Origin of the sequence: Bradyrhizobium lablabi, assembly GCF_018131005.1 — a bacterium.
GTDB lineage: Bacteria > Pseudomonadota > Alphaproteobacteria > Rhizobiales > Xanthobacteraceae > Bradyrhizobium > Bradyrhizobium lablabi_D.
The window spans coordinates 349607-366609 of record NZ_JAFCJK010000003.1 but is presented as its reverse complement, the minus strand read 5'-3'; the positions used below and the strand labels follow the sequence as shown (position 1 = coordinate 366609).

Here is a 17003-nt window from a genome sequence, read left to right as displayed (position 1 = left end):
TCGATGGCCCGCATTGACCTCGTCGACCTTGCGCACTCCTACGGCGGCAACGCCGCGCCGCCCGAATCCTTCGCGCTGAAGCCGGTGACGATGACCTGGCGGCAGGGCGGTGCCTACGCGTTGCTTGGGCCATCCGGCTGCGGCAAGACCACGCTGCTCAACCTGATCTCGGGCATCGTGACCCCGTCGCGCGGCAAGATCCTGTTCAACGGCAAGGACATCACCCCGCTCTCGACCCAAAAGCGTAACATCGCGCAGGTATTCCAGTTCCCGGTGATCTACGACACCATGACGGTCGGGCAGAACCTTGCCTTCCCGCTCAACAACCGCGGTGTGCCGAAGGCGGAGGTTGAAGCGCGCGTCAGGCAGATCGCCGACCTGCTCGACCTCACGCCCTATCTCAAGCGCAAGGCGACGCGGCTGACGGCGGACGCCAAGCAGAAGATCTCGCTCGGCCGTGGTCTCGTGCGCTCCGACGTCGCCGCGGTGCTGTTCGACGAGCCGCTCACGGTGATCGATCCCGAGCTGAAATGGCAACTCCGCTCGAAGCTGAAGGCGCTGCATCGTGAGCTCGACCTCACGATGATCTACGTCACTCACGACCAGACCGAAGCGCTGACCTTCGCGGACACCGTCGTCGTCATGCATGACGGCCGCGTGGTGCAAAGCGGCACTCCGGCCGAGCTGTTCGACAAGCCCGCGCATACCTTTGTCGGCTATTTCATCGGCTCGCCCGGCATGAACATCGTGCCCGCGGAGGTGAGCGGACGCGAGGCGCGGATCGACGGCCATGTGATCAGCCTGCGCCGCAATTATGGCGTGCTGCCGGCCGGCAAGAAGATCGAGATCGGCGTGCGGCCGGAATTCGTCGACGTTTCCCCGCCCACGCCGGGCCTGCTGTCGGCCACGATCGAACGAATCGACGATCTCGGCCGCATCCAGTTTGCGCGCGTCCGCGTCGGCGACGCCAAGTTCGCCGCGCGGGTGCCGCCGGGCTTCACGGCTTCAGGCAACAGCGCGGGCCTGATCTTCGATCCGGCGCATGTCCACGTCTATGCGGACAGCCATTTGGTCGAGGGGGGCGCCTGATGGACAAGATCGTCAACCAGAAAGCCTGGTTCCTGGTGCTGCCGGTGTTCCTGGTGGTCGCGTTCTCAGCGATTCTGCCGCTGATGACCGTCGTGAATTACTCGATGCAGGACACCTTCGGCAACAACCAGTTCTTCTGGAACGGCGTCGGCTGGTTCAAGGAATTGCTCGATCCCTCGACCGATCTTGGCGGCCGCTTCCTGGCTTCGCTCGGTCGGAATCTGTTGTTCTCCGCGATCATCCTCACCATCCAAGTCCCGCTCGGCATCGTGGTCGCGCTGTCGATGCCGCGCGAGGGCTGGAGCGTCGCGGCCTGCCTCGTCATCCTGGCGCTGCCCCTGCTGATTCCGTGGAACGTGGTCGGCACGATCTGGCAGATTTTCGGCCGCCCCGACATCGGCCTGCTCGGCTACACGCTCAACTCCCTCGGCATCGACTATAATTACGTCTCCAACGATTTCGACGCCTGGGTCACCGTGATCGTCATGGACGTCTGGCACTGGACCAGCCTTGTCGCGCTGCTCTGCTATGCCGGCCTCAAATCGATCCCCGATGCCTATTATCAGGCGGCGCAGATCGACGGCGCCTCGCGCTGGGCGGTATTCCGCGCCATCCAGCTGCCCAAGATGAACCGCGTGCTGCTGATCGCTGTGCTGCTGCGCTTCATGGACAGTTTCATGATCTACACCGAGCCGTTCGTCGTGACCGGCGGCGGCCCGGGCAACTCGACGACCTTCGTCTCGATCGAGCTCGTCAAGATCGCGCTCGGCCAGTTCGACCTCGGCAAGGCCGCGGCGTTGTCGCTGGTCTACAACCTCATCATCCTGATCGTGTGCTGGGTGTTCTACACCGTGATGACCAATGCCGGAGCCGAGCGTAAGGCGGCACCGGAAAGCGAGGCGGCCCTCGAGCCCAAGCCAGCGGCCGGCCTCAAGCCTGTGGGCGTGCTCAAACCGAAGGAAGGAGTGGCCTGATGCACTCGATTCCCGGCCGCCGCGTCATCATGGCGCTGTTCTTGATCTTCCTGCTGCTGCCGATCTACTGGCTCGTCAACATGAGCTTCAAGACCAACAGCGAGATCGTCTCGACGATGACGCTGTGGCCCCACACGCCGACGCTGCAGCACTACCGGCGCATCTTCACCGATGAGAGCTGGTATTCGGGCTACATCAATTCGCTGGAATATGTCGTCCTCAACACCGTCATCTCGATCTCGGTGGCGCTGCCGGCGGCCTACGCGTTCTCGCGTTACCGCTTCCTCGGCGACAAGCACCTGTTCTTCTGGCTGCTCTCGAACCGCATGGCGCCGGCGGCGGTGTATGCGCTGCCATTCTTCAACCTCTATTCGGCGATCGGCCTGTTCGATACGCCCTGGGCGGTCGCGCTCGCGCACTGCATCTTCAACGTGCCGCTGGCGGTCTGGATCCTCGAAGGGTTCGTATCCGGCGTGCCGCGCGAAATCGACGAGACCGCGTTCCTCGACGGCTATTCCTTTCCGCGCTTCTTCATCAAGATCCTGGTGCCCCTGATCGCGAGCGGTATCGGCGTCGCGGCCTTCTTCTGCTTCATGTTCTCCTGGGTCGAGCTCCTGCTCGCGCGCACGCTGACCTCGGTCCAGGCAAAGCCGATCGCGGCGATCATGACGCGCACGGTTTCCGCGGCCGGCATGGACTGGGGGTTGCTCGCGGCCGCCGGCGTACTCACCATCATTCCGGGCGCGCTCGTGATCTGGTTCGTTCGCAACTACATCGCGCGCGGCTTCGCGCTCGGCCGGGTGTAGGAGGGGTTTATGGAATCCATTGCTTGGATGGCCTGGACGCTGCCAACCGCGATCTTCTTCGCTGCTCTTGCCTGCACGCTCGCGGTCATGACCTGGCTTGCGGCGGTCTATCCCGAGGCCGAGCGGGTCGGCGTGCTGCGAATTCCGACGACGCGCGGTGACCGCCTGTTCATTTCGCTGGTGCTCGCCGCCGTGATCCATCTGCTGTGGATCGGCATCGTCGGTACCGACCCGATAGCAACCCTGCCGATCGGGCAGGAGGGCTTTGAAGTCTCGAGCCTGTGGCTCGCAACCGGAATTTCGCTTGCCACGGCCGTGCTCATTTTTCGCACGGTCTGAAGCTCGCGAAGAAGACCAGATCCGGGAACAAACCCGGGCCTGTTAAAAGTTTGTCGCTGCAACGGAGGAACAACATGCGACAGTTTAGGAGAAGGAAAGGTCCATTGACCAAGAATAGCTTTCTGGCCATGTCCAGCGCCGCTGCGCTCGTTGCGGTGTCTGTGGCCGTCTCTGCGCCGGTTCGCGCCGCCGACGATGCCGTGATCCAGAAGTGGATCGCGGAATTCCAACCCTCGACGCTGTCCAAGGAAGACCAGAAGAAGGAGCTGGAGTGGTTCGCAAAGGCCGCCGAACCCTTCAAGGGCATGGAAATCAACGTCGTGTCGGAGACCATCACGACGCACGAATATGAGTCGCAGACGCTCGCCAAGGCGTTCTCGGAGATCACTGGCATCAAGCTCAAGCACGACTTGATCCAGGAAGGCGACGTCGTCGAGAAGCTGCAGACCCAGATGCAGTCAGGCAAGAACGTCTATGACGGCTGGATCAACGACTCCGACCTGATCGGCACCCACTTCCGCTACGGCCAGACCGTGATCCTGTCGGACTACATGACGGGCGAGGGCAAGGACGTCACCGACCCGATGCTCGACGTCAACGACTTCATCGGCAAGTCGTTTACGACGGGTCCGGACAAGAAGCTGTATCAATTGCCGGACCAGCAGTTCGCAAACCTGTACTGGTTCCGCTACGACTGGTTCACCAACCCGGAATACAAGGCCAAGTTCAAGGCTAAGTATGGCTATGAACTCGGCGTGCCCGTGAACTGGTCGGCCTACGAGGACATCGCCGAGTTCTTCACCAACGACATCAAGGAGATCAACGGCGTCAAGGTCTATGGCCACATGGACTATGGCAAGAAGGATCCCTCGCTCGGCTGGCGCTTCACCGACGCGTGGCTGTCGATGGCTGGCAACGGCGACAAGGGCATCCCGAATGGCCTGCCGGTCGACGAATGGGGCATCCGCATGGAAGGTTGCCGTCCGGTCGGCTCGTCAGTCGAGCGCGGTGGCGACACCAATGGCCCGGCCGCGGTCTACTCGATCACCAAATATCTCGAGTGGCTGAAGAAGTATGCCCCGCCGCAGGCGCAAGGCATGACTTTCTCCGAAGCGGGGCCCGTTCCGGCGCAGGGTAACATCGCCCAGCAGATCTTCTGGTACACCGCCTTCACCGCCGACATGGTGAAGCCCGGCATCGCGGTCGTGAATGCCGACGGCACGCCGAAGTGGCGCATGGCCCCGTCGCCGCACGGCTCGTACTGGAAGGAGGGCATGAAGCTCGGCTACCAGGACGCCGGCTCGGCGACGTTGCTGAAGTCGACACCAGCGGATCGCCGCAAGGCGGCCTGGCTCTATCTGCAGTTCATCGTCTCCAAGTCGGTCAGCTTGAAGAAGAGCCATGTCGGTCTCACCTTCATTCGTGAATCCGACATCTGGGACAAGTCGTTCACCGAGCGTGCGCCGAAGCTCGGCGGCCTGATCGAGTTCTACCGCTCGCCCGCACGCGTGCAGTGGACCCCGACCGGCAACAACGTGCCCGACTATCCGAAGCTCGCGCAGCTGTGGTGGCAGAACATCGGCGATGCGTCGTCAGGTACCAAGACGCCGCAGCAGGCGATGGATGCACTCGCGGCCGCTCAGGACTCGGTGCTCGAGCGTCTCGAGAAGTCCGGCGTACAGGGCGCCTGCGGCCCGAAGCTCAACAAGAAAGACACCGCCGAGCACTGGTTCGCCAAGGTCGAGAAGGACGGCACTATCGCTCCGCAGCGCAAGCTCGCGAACGAGAAGCCGAAGGGCGAGACCGTCGACTACGACACGCTGATCAAGTCGTGGCCGGCCACCCCGCCCAAGCGGGCAGAGGCGAAGTAAGCCTGACGCCCAGGCCATCCGAAACAGACAAAAGGCCGGGAGCGATCCCGGCCTTTTTTCCTTATTCCACCGCCTCGGTGGCCTTCAGCGTCGGATAGTCGGTGTAGCCCTTCGCGCCGCCGCCGTAGAATGTCGCCTTGTCCCATTCGTTGAGGGCTGCGCCCTTCTTCAGCCGCTCGACGAGGTCGGGGTTCGAAATGAACGGCTTGCCGAACGCGATCAGGTCGGCGGCGCCGGCTTCGAGCACCTCGGTGGCGAGGGCGAAGTCATAGCCGTTGTTCGCCACATAGGCCTGCTTGAAGCGCTTGCGCAAGCTTGCATAGTCGAACGGCGCAATGTCGCGCGGGCCGCCGGTCGCGCCCTCGACGACATGGAGATAGGTGAGCTTTAGCGCGTTCAGCCCATCGGCGACGTAGTCGAACAGCGGTTGCGGATCGCTGTCGGAGATGTCGTTGGCAGGTGTTACCGGCGAGATGCGGATGCCGGTGCGCTCGGCGCCGGCTTCGGCAGCGACGGCCTTGGACACTTCCAGCATCAGCCTTGCGCGGTTCTCGATCGAGCCGCCATACGCATCGGTCCGCTTGTTGGTGCCGTCCTTGGCAAACTGATCGAGCAAATAGCCGTTGGCGCCGTGGATCTCGACGCCGTCGAAGCCCGCGGCGAGCGCGTTTGCGGCACCCCGCTTGAAATCATCGATGATGCCCGGAATTTCAGACAGATCGAGCTCGCGCGGTTCGGAGATGTCGGTGAAGGCGCCATTTACAAAGGTCTTGCCCTTGGCGCGGATCGCGGATGGTGCGACCGGCTTGCCCCCGCCGGGCTGGAGCGAGGTGTGCGAGATGCGGCCGACATGCCAGATCTGGATGAAGATGCGCCCGCCGCGCTCATGCACGCGGTCGGTCACCCGCCGCCAGCCTTCAACCTGTTCCCCGGAGTAGATGCCCGGCGTGTCCTGATAGCCCTGTCCCTGCTGCGAAACCTGGCTCGCTTCGGTGATCAAGAGGCCCGCGGAGGCGCGCTGGCCGTAATAATCTACGGCAAGCAGGCTCGGCACCATAGCGGGCGGCACCGCGCGGTTGCGCGTCAACGGCGCCATCACCAGACGGTTCGGCAGCGTCAGAGATCCAAGCTTGAAGGGCTCGAAGAGTTTGGTCGGTTGGCTCATGTGGGGACATTCCAGACAATGACGAATACGCAAGAATTGTGCATCGCCACGACAAGCGCAATGGCGGAGTCATTCGCGCTCCGCAGCGGAGCTGCGCCCACGGTCGGCGGAGCAAGAAATGTTCAAAAAACGGGCAGATGCAGCAGAGACGTCTCCCGATCTCTGCTGCCGTGGAGGAATGACGCCGTCGTGCGTCAGTTCATGCCGAGGAAATCGAGCTTGCCGATTTCGACGCCGTTGTGGCGCAGGATGCCGTGGGCGGTGGCGGCGTGGAAATAGAAGTTCGGGAACAGGAACGTGCTGACGAATAGCTGGCCATTCAACGTGACGTTGCGGTTCGGGCCGACCGGGAAGGTAATGTCCCTGGCATCGGCGCCTCCGAACTGCTCCGGTTTGAACGATTTCACGTAGTCGATGGTCTTTGCCAGCCGCTGCTGCAATTCGCCGAACGTTTTCTCGGTGTCCGGCGTCGAGGGCACTTCGCTGTGCGTCAGCCGCGCGCAACCCATGGACGCGATGTCACAGACGAGCTGTATCTGCTTCGACAGCGGCATCATGTCCGGATAGAGCCGCGAGGCCAACAGCACCTCCGGCTGAATCTTCCTGGCTTTGCAATGCGCCTCCGCCTTGGTGAGCAGGCCGATGAGGCTGTTGAGCATGTGCAGGCAAGCGGGGACGATGGCGTCGCTGAAGGACATGTGATGGTCTTTTCTTGAGCTGGAATGTGCCGAGCGCCAATACTGCACATGGGCGGTGACAGGAAAAACAAAACCCTGAAGGGGCTGCTGCACAACTTGGTGAACTGCTGCCGCTCCGTCGCGGCAGTGAGAGAGCCGTGGTGACCTTACCGAAGAAGCGCCCCGGCTCGGCCCTCATCCGGGCGATCGACTATGCCGTCATCTCGGTGCGCGAGCTTCGCACACATCGCGCCATCGGCTGATCGGGCATGCGGCAGTTTCTCAGCGCATCCCTGGCATCGCCGCCTCTGCGGGCTGCGCGCGCACGCCGCGCATCCGCGCCAGCAACTCAGCGGTCGGCCAGGAATCCGCCGGCAGGCCATGTTTCATCTGCATCGCTTTCACCGCGCTGCGGCTCGCCTGCCCCAGTACGCCGTCGACCTTGCCGACATTGAAGCCCGCACGCACGAGCAGCCCCTGCAGCTCCTTGATCTCGTTGAACGGTAGTTGCGCGACCGGCGCCGAGGGGCGCAGCATCGGCGGCGCGCCCGCGATGCGGTTCGCAAGATAACCCGCCGTGGTCGAATAGATCAGCGAGTTATTCCACTCGGTATAGGCGGCGAAATTGGCGTAGGCGAGAAACGCGGGTCCGGTGCGGCCCATCGGCAGCAGCAGCGAGGCCGGCATGTCGTCGTTGGCGAGCGGCTTGCCGTCGGGATAGGTCACACCGAGCGAACCCCATTTCGCGCGCGGCAGCTTGATGGTGAGATCGGCCTGGTCCCATGGGAAGCCCACGCTCTGCGGTACCCGCACTTCCTGCAGCCACGGCTCGCCGCGCCGCCACTTCAATCCGTTGGCGATATAGTTCGCGGTCGAGGCGATCATGTCGGGCCCGCTGCGCAGCAGGTCGCGACGACCGTCGCCATCGTAGTCCACGGCATAGTTGAAGTAATGCGTCGGCAGGAATTGCGTTTGTCCGAGCTCGCCGGCCCATGAGCCGACCATCTCGGCGGCCGTGAGATCGCCGCGGTCGATGATCTTCAGCGCGGCGATAGTCTCGCCCTGGAACATCTCCGAGCGACGGCAATCATAGGCGAGCGACACCAGTGATTTCAGCGTTGGCAGATTGCCCAAGTTGGCGCCGAAATCGCTCTCCAGTCCCCAGAACGCGGCGATCACGGCCGGCGGAACGCCGTATTCCTTCTCGGCGCGCGCGAACGCCGCTGCATAGGTTCTGATGTGCTGCTGGCCTTGCTGCATCCGGTAGGTTGCAGCCATGCGGCCCGCGAACTGGGTGAATATCTGGCCGAACACGCGTTGCCCGCGGTCGCGGTTGACGATGCCCTGGTCGTAGACGAGATAAGGTGAGGCCTCGGCGATCGTGCTCCGCGAGACGCCGGCGGTGATCGCCTGGCTCTTGAGCTCAGCGAGGAAGCGATCAAACGTCTGGCCGTTGTGGCAGGACGCAGCCCGCGACGATGGTACGGTGGCCGGCCGCGGCTTGGCAGACGTGGGCGCTGCGGGAGCTGGAAGCGGCTGCTGCGCCGGTGCAGCGGTCGAGACGGCCAGCGATGCGGTGATTGCTGCGGCAAACGTAGTGGCGCGGGATAAAGGTGCTGGCATCGATGTCACCGGCTGAAGAATGGGAGGGCTTGCTCCTTCCATACACCGGCCCGCCGTGGCGCAATAGCCGCTGTTATCAAGGCGTCCGGCAGTTCCGGAAGCAGAGACAATTTGTCCGCGCGTCGCCGCGACGCAGGTATTCCCCTTGCGGCGCAGGTGGCCAAATCCCTACCTCAACCGCGCAAGTCGTGGCAGTATTACGGCTGGCCAGAGGGCATCGCCATGAACTATTTCCGCACCGCACTTCTGCTTGCCGGCCTCACCGCGCTGTTCATGGGTGTCGGCTACCTCATCGGCGGCGGGACCGGCGCTGTAATCGCGCTGGTCATCGCGGCTGCCACGAATCTGTTCGCCTACTGGAATTCCGACCGCATGGTGCTCTCGATGTATGGCGCCCATGAAGTCGATCGCCAGTCGGCGCCGGAGCTCTACGATCTCGTCGCCGAACTCGCTTCGCGCGTCGGAATACCGATGCCGCGGGTTTTCCTGATCGACGAGGCGCAGCCCAATGCGTTCGCGACCGGCCGCAATCCGCAGAACGCTGCGGTCGCCGTTACGGTGGGCATCATGCAGCAGCTCAGCCGCGAGGAGCTCGCCGGCGTGATCGCGCACGAGCTCGCGCACATCAGAAATCACGACACGCTGTTGATGACGATCACCGCGACGATCGCCGGCGCGATCTCGATGCTGGCACAGTTCGGCATGTTCTTCGGCGGCCACCGCAACAACAACAGCGGTCCGGGCATCATCGGCACCATCGCCATGATGATCCTGGCGCCATTCGGCGCGATGTTGGTGCAGATGGCGATCAGCCGCACCCGCGAATACGCCGCCGACAATCTTGGGGCGCGCATCTGCGGCCAGCCGATGTGGCTCGCCTCCGCTCTGTCAAAAATCGAGAACGCCGCGCACCAGCTTCCGAACATGGAGGCAGAGCGCAATCCTGCGACCGCGCACATGTTCATCATCAACCCGCTGTCAGGCCACGGCGTCGACAATCTGTTCGCCACCCACCCCTCGACCGCCAACCGCATCGCGGCCCTGCAGCAGCTTGCGGCCGAGCTCGGCGCGCAGGGCGGCGTCGCCAGCCCGGCGACGACCGGCTATCCGCCGCGCAGCCCGTGGGGTGGCGCATCGGGGACGCGCGGCCCGTGGGGCTGACGCAATATCAGGCGGACGTAGCGTGCATGTGCACGTTCGACCGCACCGCCGGCCGCTTGTGCCGCTCCTTGATGTCGGCCACCTGCTCGAGCATGTCTTTCAGCGCGATGATCGCCGGCTATGGCGCGCCAATCGCCAGGGCGTGATGACCTGGAGTTGAATTGAGGCGCACCGCAGTGTGGCGCCGGCGCGATTGCAACCCGCTCTCCACCGTCTACAGCATTGTCGGTTCTGATTGAATCAGAACCCGAGCTCCAGATTCTTGTTTAGACGCTTTCTTCACGCGAATCGGTGGTCACTTCGCTCGAAGACGCTATAGGGGCTTAGCGCACTCAGGGCGTCGTCGCCCCCGTGCTCATGTTGGCGAGCAACTCCTTCAATACAATGCTTCAAGCCGCACCGGCAACGAGCTCGGCATCATGGTGAAGCCCGGCACTTCCTTGATGGTGTCGAGGCTGGCTGCCAGCTCCATCGAGAAATTGCGGGCCAGCATCGACAGTACCAGGCGCATTTCGACCGCCGCCAAGGAGCGGCCGGGACAAACGCGCGGGCCTGCGCCGAATTGGGCATAAGCCCTGGCTTGATGGGGTTGCACCGGATGTCCGGCGGACCATCGTTCAGGCAGGAATTCGTCAGGCCGGCCAAAGTGCGTGCCGTCCAGCATTGACGGCCGTAGCATGAAGAAAAGTGGCGTGCCCGCCGGCAAAGCGACATCGCCGAGCACGACATCCACGACCGGCTCCAGGTACATCATGGGGGCTACCGGCTTGAAGCGCGACGCTTCCAGCGTCACGAATTCAAAGAGATCCAGTTTCTTGATGTCTTCGAATTCAGGGCACAAGGGCGACGTTCCGAGTGCATCAGTGGCTGTCAGACGCAGCCTCGACTGCAGGCTCGCATCCTGGGCGATGAAGTAGGTGGCCCATGCCAGCGAGTGCGCCGTGGTGTTTTCGCTGGCCAGCAGCAGGGTCATGACGTTAGCCGCGATGACCTCGTCCGTAATTCCGGAATCGGGAAGACTCGCCGTGGCCAGCATCGCTTCCAGCCAGTTGCGGGATTTTTCGTTCGGTTGTTCGCGCATGCGCCGTCTTGAGCGCTCAATCAGCGATTCGATGTCGCGATGCACAGCCGCGACCGCGCGGTCGAATCGTCGATCGCTCGGCAGCTTGAAGTATCGCCACAACGGCACTGGCGCGTTGACGCGCTTCACGGTTACCGGCACTATCTCCGCCAACTGCGTCTGGATCACGTCGGGGCTCTCTCCGATCGTATTCGGGTCTTCGCCAAGCACCAGCGCGGTGGCGACGTCCACGGTAAAGCGGAGCAGATCCTGCGTCACGTCCACAACCTCACCGGTCTTGGCCGAATGCTGCCACCTCTTGTGCAGGCGTCCGGTGGCATCCCTCAGGACGGGGAAAAGCGCGCTGAGAGGTTTTGACGCCATTGCCTGCATCACTAACCGACGCTGCGGCACCCAGCCTTCGCCCTCGACCGAAAACAACCCATTGAGGTTGATCTCTTCGGAGACGGATTCGATCGCTGAAAAGCGCCGGTAGCGCGCCGGACGTTCGCGCAACGCGGTTTGCATCAGGTCGGTGTCGGAGCACACGAGAACCCGTTTTGGGCCGAGGCCGATAGTGAAGATGGAGCCAAATTCCCTGGTCCATTCCTCAAGAATCAAATGCAGACGCGACAGATCCAGCTGAAGTGCGTTGCCAAGGAGCGGAAGCCCTCGCGGAGATGGCAAATCTGACAAGCTGCGAACGGCAGTCATCGAAGCGGCCATCCTCGACTCCATTTGCGGACCGGCAGCCTGGCCTGTATCCCGGCTCTCCCCCAAGTAGCAATTGCCAGCAGCAGCAATTAGTCGTGATGCGCCTCCAGTTGTGACGCACTTTGTGGTGAATGCCGGATGCGGTGCGTCCACGCCGCACGCTAAACGCACTCAGGACGTCGATCGATCCTGGTGACTCATATGAGCGACAGGTCCTTCAATGCAATGCTTCAAGCCGCACCGGCAACGAGCTCGGCATCATGGTGAAGCCCTGCACTTCCTTGATGGTGTCGAGGTTGGCTGCCAGCTCCATCGAGAAATTGCGGGCCAGCATCGACAGTACGAGGCGCATCTCGACCGCCGCCAAAGAGCGGCCGGGACAAACGCGCGGGCCGGCGCCGAATTGGACATAGGCCCTGGCTTGGTGGGGTTGCACCGGATGTCCGGCGGACCAGCGTTCGGGCAGGAATTCGTCAGGGCGGCCAAAGTGCGTGCCGTCCAGCATCGACGGCCGCAGGATGAAGAAAAGCGGCGTGCCCGCCGGCAATGCGACATCGCCGAGTACGACATCCACGACCGGCTCCAGGTATATCATCGGCGTTACCGGCTTGAAGCGCGACGCTTCCAGCGTCACGAATTCAAAGAGATCCAGTTTCTTGATGTCTTCGAATTCAGGGCACACGGGCGACGATCCCAGTGCATCCATGGCTGTCAGATGCAGCCTCGACTGCAGGCCCGCATCCTGGGCGATGAAGTACGTGGCCCATGCCAGCGAATGCGACATCGTGTTTTCGCTGGCCATCAGCAGGGTCATGACGTTAGCCGCGATGACCTCTTCCGTAATGCCGGAATCGGGAAGACTCGCCGTGGCCAGCATCGCTTCCAGCCAATTGCGGGATTTTTCGTCCGGTTGTTCGCGCATGCGCCGTCTTGAACGCTCAATCAGCGATTCGATGTCGCGATGCATAGCCGCGACTGCGCGGTCGAATCGTCGATCGCTCGGCAGCTTGAAGTATCGCCACAACGGCACCGGCGCGTTGGCGCGCTTCACGGCCCCCGGCAATATTTCCGCAAAGTGCGCCTGAATCACGTTGCCGCGCTCTTCGATCGTATTTGAGTCTTCGCCAAGCACCAGCGCGGTGGCCACGTCCACGGTAAAGCGGAGCAGCTCCTGCGTCACGTCCACAACCTCACCAGTCTTGGCCGAATGCTGCCACCTCTTGTGCAGGCGTCCGGTGATATCCCTCAGAACAGGGAAAAACGCGCTGAAGGTTTTTGACGCCATTGCCTGCATTACCAACCGACGCTGCGGCGCCCAGCCCTCGCCCTCGACCGAGACCAGTCCATTGAGGTTTATCTCCTTGGAGGCGGATTCAATCGTTGAAAAGCGCCGGTAGCGCGCCGGACGTTCACGTAACGCGGTTTGTAGCAGGTCGGTGTCGGAGCACACGAGAACCCGTTTTGGGCCGAGGCCGATAGTGAAGATGGAGCCAAATTTCTTGGCCCATTCCTCAAGAATCAAATGCAGACGCGACGGATCCAGCTGAAGTGCATTGCCAAGGAACGGAAGCGCTCGCGGAGATGGCAAATCTGACAGGCTGCGAACGGCAGTCATCGAAGCGGCCATTCTCGACTCCATTTGCGGATCGGCAGTCTGGCCTGTATCTTGACTCTCCCCCCAAGTAGCAATTGCCAGCAGCAGCAATTAGTCGTGATCCAATGGTGAGGCACTTTGTGGTGAATGTGGGCTTGGGATTATTCTGGAGTGCTCCAAGAATTGCCAACAACTTCTTCCGCTGAATATGTGTCTGTGCGTTGCCGCTTCCTCGGAGGGGATAGAGTTACAGCTCCCGCGCATTCGAGAACGCAAAGGACGACAGCCGCCGGGTGTTCTCGTCCAGGATCAGGCTCCGCGTGATTGGCGGCTCGGCGCGCTGGCTGCAGTTTTCTCGCTCGCAGAGCCGGCAGTTGACGCCGATCGGGGTGCCCTCAACCTTCTCGAGATCAATGCCGCTGGCGTAGACGAGTTTTGAGGCGTGGCGGATTTCACAGCCCAAGCCGATCGCAAAGCGCGGCTGCGGCTGCGGATGCGGCGCTACCGGGCGGCGCACCATCTGCGCGATCGAGAAGTAGCGCGTGCCGTCGGGTAGCTCGATCACCTGTTGGAGCAAGCGGTCCGGCGTGTCGAAGGTGGAATGGACGTTCCAGAGCGGGCAGGTGCCGCCGAACTTGGAAAATGGGAATGTGCCGGAGGAGAATCGCTTGGAGACATTGCCGGCGTTGTCGACGCGCAGCATGAAGAACGGCACGCCGCGCGCGTTCGGCCGTTGCAGTGTAGTGAGGCGATGACAGACCTGCTCGAAGCCCGAATTGAAGCGCTGCGCCAGCACATGCACGTCGTAGCTCAACGCCTCCGCGGCGGTATGGAACGCCTGATAGGGCATCATCGCGGCGGCGGCGAAATAATTGGCGAGCGTGATGCGATAGAGCCTGCGCGCGGTGTCGTCGAGCGGGCCGGCTCGGCTGACGATGGCATCGATGCTGGCGCCGCATTCGGCAAAACCGAGCTGCAGCGCAAGCTGAAAGCTGCGGCCGGGGCCGTCGACGAGCTCGGAGAGCAGAAGCTGCCGGCGATGGCGGTCGAAGCGGCGCAGTGTCTCGCGCATCACGTCGACTGGCATGATGCGGGTGACGATCGAATGTTTTTCACGCAATCGCGCGGCAAGCGCCGCGAACAGGCCTTCGGCCGGCGCGTTGATCTCGTCGCGGAGGGTTTCCGCGGCGGTTTCGAGCTCCGGGAAATAGTTGCGGTTCGCCTCGATCAGGTCGCGTACCCGCTCGATCGGGTTGGCCTCGAACTGCGAGCCCTCGCGATTGGCCATCTGCGCGGCCGCCATGGTCTCGCCGCGACGCGCCTCGGTGTAGGCGGCGTAGAGGCGCTGCAGCGCGTGGGTGACGCCGGGGCATAGCTCGGCGAGGTCGCGCAGTTCCTGCTTCGGCAAGTCGATCTGGCGGAACAGCGGATCGGAGAAGATCTCGTTGAGTTCCGCGAAGAAGCGGTCCTCGTCGGCAGTGGCAAGATCGCGCAGATCGAGGTCGTAGGTTTCGGCGAGCCGCAGCAGGATTTGTGCCGTCACCGGGCGCTGATTGCGCTCGATTAGGTTGACGTAGCTCGGCGAGATGCCGAGGCCCTCGGCGATCTGGGTCTGCGACAGCCCTAATTGCTGACGGATCCGCCGAAAGCGCGGCCCGACGAACAGTTTTTTTCCGGAGTCGGCCGGCATGGCAGCCTTCTTGACCTATTTGTGACAAAATTTACTAAGTTACATTTATTACAAGTCAGCATGTTACAAGACATCACCATTCAAAAGCAAGCTATCTGTACGAACTTCATTTTTTAGCGTTTAGCTCCTGAATGCATTTTGCAATGCACTGTCAAGAATGTCGATTGAGAGAAGAGTGACGAAGACGAGATCTTAAACGCTGCAGATTCGTCGTCACCGAAAGGATCACGGACATGAACTTCCAACCGCGCGGGATCAGCGAGCAGGGCATCCAGGGGCCGGCTTCGTATCAGAGCGAGATTGAGGCGGCTGAAGCGCTCCTCAAGACCAAGGAGACCTGGAACGGCGTGACCGCCGAAGCCGTGGCGCGCATGCGCCTGCAGAACCGCTTCAAGACCGGCCTCGACATCGCCCGCTACACTGCGGCGCTGATGCGCGCCGACATGGCGGCCTATGATGGCGATCCCACCAAGTACACCCAGTCGCTCGGCTGCTGGCATGGCTTCATCGCCCAGCAGAAACTGGTCTCGGTCAAGAAGCATTTCGGCACGACCGATCGTCGTTACCTCTACCTGTCCGGCTGGATGATCGCCGCGCTGCGTTCGGAATTCGGACCGCTTCCCGATCAATCGATGCACGAGAAGACGTCGGTGCCGGCGCTGATCGAAGAGCTCTACACTTTCCTCCGCCAGGCCGATTCACGCGAGCTGAACGATATCTTCCGCGCGCTCGACGCCGCCCGCAAGGAAGGCGACAAAGCGAAGGAGAAGGAGCTGATCGAGAAGATCGACAACTTCCAGACCCATGTCGTGCCCGTGATCGCCGACATCGACGCCGGCTTCGGCAACGCGGAGGCGACTTACCTGCTCGCCAAGAAGATGATCGAGGCGGGCGCATGCGCCCTGCAGATCGAAAATCAGGTCTCGGACGAGAAGCAGTGCGGTCACCAGGACGGTAAGGTGACGGTGCCGCATGACGTCTTTCTGGCGAAGATCCGTGCCTGCCGCCACGCGTTCCTCGAACTCGGCGTCGAAGACGGCGTCGTCGTGACCCGCACCGACTCGCTCGGCGCCGGCCTCACGCAGCAGATCGCCGTGAGCCACAAGCCCGGCGACATCGGCGACCAGTACAACAGCTTCCTCGATTGCGAGGAAGTCACGGCCGCCAATGCAAGGAACGGCGATGTCATCATCAACCAGAACGGCAAGATGATGCGACCGAAGCGGCTGCCCAGCAACCTCTACCAGTTCCGTCCCGGGACCGGCGAAGATCGCTGCGTGCTCGACTGCATCACCTCGCTGCAGAACGGCGCCGACCTGCTGTGGATCGAGACCGAGAAGCCGCATATCGAGCAGATCGCCAAGATGGTCGACCGTATCCGCAAGGTGGTCCCGAACGCGAAGCTGGCGTACAACAACTCGCCGTCGTTCAACTGGACGCTCAACTTCCGTTGGCAGGTCTACGACGCGATGAAGGAAGCCGGCCAAGACGTCAGCAAGTACAACCGCGCCGAGCTGATGAAGGCGGAATACGACGACACGCCGCTGGCGAAGGAAGCCGACGAGCGTATCCGTACCTTCCAGGCCGATTCGGCAAAGCGCGCCGGTATCTTCCACCATCTGATCACGCTGCCGACCTATCACACGGCGGCGTTGTCGACCGACAATCTCGCGAGGGAGTACTTCGGCGAGCAGGGCATGCTTGGCTATGTGAAGAACGTCCAGCGCGCCGAGATCCGTCAGGGCATCGCCTGCGTGAAGCATCAGAACATGGCCGGGTCCGACATCGGCGACGATCACAAGGAGTACTTCGCCGGCGAGGCTGCCCTGAAGGCGGGCGGCGTCCACAACACGATGAACCAGTTCGGCTAACGGTGGAATTGGCGGCTGAATAACAGCGGCCCGATTGATTAGAGGAGACTGATAATGACCAAAGGCAGCAACTTCTGGGTGATCGGCGGCGAGTTCGGTTCGATGAACTTCCACAAGCTCGTGGAAGGCTCCGCCCAGGTCAAAGGCCCCTTCAAGACCCGCAAGGAAGCAGAGGACTGCTGGCGCGAGGTTTCGGAAGAGAACCGCCACAAGGCCGGCGTACGTTTCTCCATCGTGGAGGAGCCGTCGCGGGTCTCGGCCTGACCGCTGCCATCTCAATCAAGAAACGTCCAGGGACGGGCGGCCTCATCCGGTGCATCCGGGTGAGGCCGTCCGATTCCGGGACGTTGGACTTCTCGCTCAAACAAG

General features: G+C 62.3%; 14 protein-coding genes. 8 read left to right on the top strand and 6 right to left on the bottom strand.

Features of this window, described 5'->3' with window-relative positions; all coding sequences use genetic code 11:
• Positions 1 to 3 precede the first annotated feature (3 nt).
• The 5 genes from JQ553_RS11645 to JQ553_RS11625 all read left to right on the top strand — a co-directional run bounded on the left by JQ553_RS11645 (position 4) and on the right by JQ553_RS11625 (position 5079).
• Entirely contained in the window at positions 4 to 1089 is a 1086-nt protein-coding gene (locus tag JQ553_RS11645; RefSeq protein ID WP_212500072.1) for an ABC transporter ATP-binding protein, read from the top strand.
• The gene (locus JQ553_RS11640; RefSeq protein WP_212500071.1) at positions 1089 to 2063 is read left to right on the top strand and encodes a carbohydrate ABC transporter permease; all 975 of its coding nucleotides are present in this window, start codon (positions 1089 to 1091) and stop codon (positions 2061 to 2063) included. Before JQ553_RS11645 ends, JQ553_RS11640 begins: the two co-directional genes overlap by 1 nt.
• Positions 2063 to 2869, top strand: coding sequence for a carbohydrate ABC transporter permease (locus JQ553_RS11635; RefSeq protein ID WP_212500070.1), 807 nt, complete (start codon positions 2063 to 2065; stop codon positions 2867 to 2869). The genes JQ553_RS11640 and JQ553_RS11635 overlap by 1 nt, the downstream gene beginning before the upstream one ends.
• A 9-nt stretch (positions 2870 to 2878) precedes the next feature.
• On the top strand, positions 2879 to 3208 hold the full coding sequence (locus tag JQ553_RS11630; protein ID WP_212500069.1) for a DUF2160 domain-containing protein: 330 nt from the start codon (positions 2879 to 2881) through the stop codon (positions 3206 to 3208).
• Between the two features lie 128 nt (positions 3209 to 3336).
• Positions 3337 to 5079, top strand: coding sequence for an ABC transporter substrate-binding protein (locus JQ553_RS11625; protein WP_212500369.1), 1743 nt, complete (start codon positions 3337 to 3339; stop codon positions 5077 to 5079).
• Between the two features lie 61 nt (positions 5080 to 5140).
• On the opposite strand, the gene JQ553_RS11620 is transcribed toward JQ553_RS11625, so the two are convergent.
• From JQ553_RS11620 to JQ553_RS11610, 3 genes are all read right to left on the bottom strand, one after another.
• On the bottom strand, positions 5141 to 6244 hold the full coding sequence (locus JQ553_RS11620; protein ID WP_212500068.1) for an alkene reductase: 1104 nt from the start codon (positions 6242 to 6244) through the stop codon (positions 5141 to 5143).
• A gap of 194 nt (positions 6245 to 6438) precedes the next feature.
• Positions 6439 to 6942, bottom strand: coding sequence for a DUF1993 family protein (locus JQ553_RS11615; protein WP_212500067.1), 504 nt, complete (start codon positions 6940 to 6942; stop codon positions 6439 to 6441).
• Between the two features lie 261 nt (positions 6943 to 7203).
• Complete coding sequence (locus tag JQ553_RS11610) at positions 7204 to 8544, bottom strand: lytic murein transglycosylase (protein WP_212500066.1); 1341 nt, start codon at positions 8542 to 8544, stop codon at positions 7204 to 7206.
• Positions 8545 to 8766: 222 nt separating this feature from the next.
• Between JQ553_RS11610 and htpX the strand changes: the two genes are divergently transcribed.
• Entirely contained in the window at positions 8767 to 9705 is a 939-nt protein-coding gene (gene htpX / locus JQ553_RS11605) for a zinc metalloprotease HtpX (protein ID WP_212500368.1), read from the top strand.
• A 376-nt stretch (positions 9706 to 10081) separates the two neighbouring features.
• Here htpX and JQ553_RS11600 read toward each other — a convergent pair whose 3' ends face one another.
• The 3 genes from JQ553_RS11600 to JQ553_RS11590 form a co-directional block, all read right to left on the bottom strand.
• Entirely contained in the window at positions 10082 to 11491 is a 1410-nt protein-coding gene (locus JQ553_RS11600; RefSeq protein WP_212500065.1) for a cytochrome P450, read from the bottom strand.
• Positions 11492 to 11696: 205 nt separating this feature from the next.
• Positions 11697 to 13106 carry a cytochrome P450 gene (locus JQ553_RS11595; protein WP_212500064.1) on the bottom strand — a complete coding sequence of 470 codons (1410 nt, stop codon included), beginning with the start codon at positions 13104 to 13106 and terminating at the stop codon, positions 11697 to 11699.
• A gap of 214 nt (positions 13107 to 13320) precedes the next feature.
• On the bottom strand, positions 13321 to 14763 hold the full coding sequence (locus tag JQ553_RS11590) for a short-chain fatty acyl-CoA regulator family protein (RefSeq protein ID WP_212500063.1): 1443 nt from the start codon (positions 14761 to 14763) through the stop codon (positions 13321 to 13323).
• A 233-nt stretch (positions 14764 to 14996) separates the two neighbouring features.
• On the opposite strand from JQ553_RS11590, the gene JQ553_RS11585 reads away from it, so the two are divergent.
• Positions 14997 to 16634, top strand: coding sequence for an isocitrate lyase (locus tag JQ553_RS11585; protein ID WP_212500062.1), 1638 nt, complete (start codon positions 14997 to 14999; stop codon positions 16632 to 16634).
• Positions 16635 to 16688: 54 nt separating this feature from the next.
• A complete protein-coding gene (locus JQ553_RS11580; protein WP_139482122.1) occupies positions 16689 to 16898 on the top strand; it encodes a hypothetical protein in 210 nt (69 codons plus the stop codon).
• The last annotated feature ends 105 nt before the right edge of the window (positions 16899 to 17003 follow it).